3 protein-coding genes are annotated in these 2221 nt (G+C 51.8%); 2 read left to right on the top strand and 1 reads right to left on the bottom strand.

The annotated features are described in order from the left end of the window. Positions 1–552: polyprenyl synthetase family protein (locus VGS11_11775; protein HEV2120763.1), on the bottom strand; the 552-nt coding region annotated here is incomplete at its 3' end. A gap of 163 nt (positions 553–715) precedes the next feature. Here VGS11_11775 and VGS11_11770 point away from each other — a divergent pair. Continuing rightward, the gene (locus tag VGS11_11770; protein ID HEV2120762.1) at positions 716–1960 is read left to right on the top strand and encodes a transposase; all 1245 of its coding nucleotides are present in this window, start codon (positions 716–718) and stop codon (positions 1958–1960) included. A 6-nt stretch (positions 1961–1966) separates the two neighbouring features. Then, positions 1967–2221: hypothetical protein (locus tag VGS11_11765; protein HEV2120761.1), on the top strand; the 255-nt coding region annotated here is incomplete at its 3' end.

Here is a 2221-nt window from a genome sequence, read left to right as displayed (position 1 = left end):
AGTCTCGAAGAGTGACGCAGTCTTGTCGGCGACAATTCTGATGTATTCGTCCCAGGTCAGCTTGTAGATCTGCGGGTCGATGGTCAGCTCCGAGTACTCCCCCTCGGACATCCGGAGGGCCGCGCTGCTCACTTCCTCGGCAATCCTCCTGTCGTCGTACCTCGCTGCGATGGCGAGTATCATGGCAAAGACGAAGTCTGCGCTCAGCAGCGATGCGCTGTAACCATACTTGACATGGAAAGGGAGTTTCGATCTTCTGACCTTCTCCTCGTCGATGACATCGTCGTGGATTATCGATTCTGTGTGAAGGAGCTCCACGGCGACAGCGGCACCAAGGACCGAGTCGTCCTTGCAGCCGAGCGCTTCTGCAGAAAGCATGAGCATCACAGGTCTCACGCGCTTTCCTCCCTCGGTTGCGTAGACTAGGGGGTCATGAAACCTGGAGTGCGCATAGAACTTGAGCTCGCGCGAGAGCGCAGCGTCCACCCTGACAGCGTAAGCTTTCATTCGCTCTTGGAGCGACTCTAGGGATACAGCCCGGTCTTCTTTCATCTGGTGAGACTTGGGACTTTCCGGATTTGTCTCTATTTAAGACATGCAAGCTTCGCTGGCTTCTCCTAAGAGAATACTCGAGAGCACTTTCAGAGAACCCTCCCTGCGGCTTTTGGCCCAAGGCCCTTCAATGTTTTATGCGGTAGTTCATGCCTGAAGTTGAATGTCAACGAACAGTGGAATCAGATCCTTTCAGAGCGGGCTCAGCAGAACTGTGAAATCGATTTCGGTCAATTATGAAGCTTCGTCTGAATTATCTTCTCTCTTCGAAGATTTCCGCCTTATGTGCAACGACGCAATTCGAATCGCCGTTGAGACGGAACCTAGAAGCAGGTTTAACCTCATTCAGCTCGCATACTCGCGACTCAAGGAGTACGGCCTACACAGCCATTACATTCTCTCCGCATGTGAGGTAGCATATTCCCACTACAGGAACAAGAACAGGAAATCAATTCCGTACGTAAGGAAGGCCTTCCTTAGACTAGACAATCAATCCTATAGGCTCAACCATCTTCTCTTGAGGATTCCGACCACTTCGCATAAATTCATCTTCTTGACGCTTCAATGTGGCGACTACCACCTTTCCCTCATAGATGATCCGAATCTTAAGCGGGGGTCGGTGACGGTAACTAGTCATAATGTCGCAATCGCTTTCTCCAAAGTGATCTCAATAGCTAATCCGCTCGGATTCGTCGGAGTGGATATCAACGAAAGGAACGTTACCATATCAGCAACTTGTGGTCACGAGCGCAGATTCGCGGAGCTCAGGGAAGTGGCCGAAATCAAAGAGAGATATCGAGAGATTAGGGCAAAGATTGGAAGGATGCGAAAGGACAACAGAATCGGAAAAGCGCTTCTAAACAGGTACGGCAGAAGAGAGCGGAGCCGTTCCACCCAAAGGATTCACAACATTTCCAAGCAGATAGTCGATTACGCAAGGGAAAGAGGATTCGGACTCAAGATGGAGAAGCTAACAGGAATTAGGAGGCTCTTCAAAAGAGGTAATGGCCAAGGATCCTCCTTCAGAGGCAGGATGAACTCATGGAGCTTCGGAGAGATTCAAAGGCAGATTGACTACAAGGCGGCATGGCACGGTGTGCCCGTCTATTACGTCAATCCAAGAGGCACGTCCTCAAACTGCCCGGATTGTGGCTCCCACGTCACACAACTGAAGAACAGGAAGCTGTATTGCCTCGTGTGCAAAAAGTTCTGGGATAGGGATGACCTCGCGAGCAAGAACATAATGGCCTGCGCGGTTCCGCAGGCTCGGCCCACCAAGGGAAGCCGTGAGAAGGAATCTCGGGCGCCGGAGGACGCGGGTAATCCTTCGAGCAGATGGGGGGAAGTGGGACTTGTGGCCGGTAACAGCCGACAAGTTAACAGAATCAATAAGTTCGTCCGACCGTAAGCGTCGTTGGGTCCTTTCAAGGTCCACGAATTGATCATTGTTGGACGCCACTACATCCTCCTTCCTAAGCTGAACTACGCCCAAATGGAAGTCCTCGCAAATAGGCTGGCCCAGACCGGTTTCCTCGTCAGTCGTTCGAATGTGATTTCGGCGAAGTCGGCGAAAGGTGTGATTCACGTCGACCCTCGAGGGTTCTGTTGGTCATCCTTCGACCCCAGAGACGAGATCCTTCCAATAATACCCAATCTGCTGGAGACGCCG

This window comes from Candidatus Bathyarchaeia archaeon (assembly GCA_035935655.1).
In the GTDB taxonomy this organism is placed as follows: Archaea; Thermoproteota; Bathyarchaeia; order 40CM-2-53-6; family 40CM-2-53-6; genus 40CM-2-53-6.
Note: the sequence above shows the minus strand (reverse complement) of the source record. Positions and strands in the feature narration are given on the sequence as shown.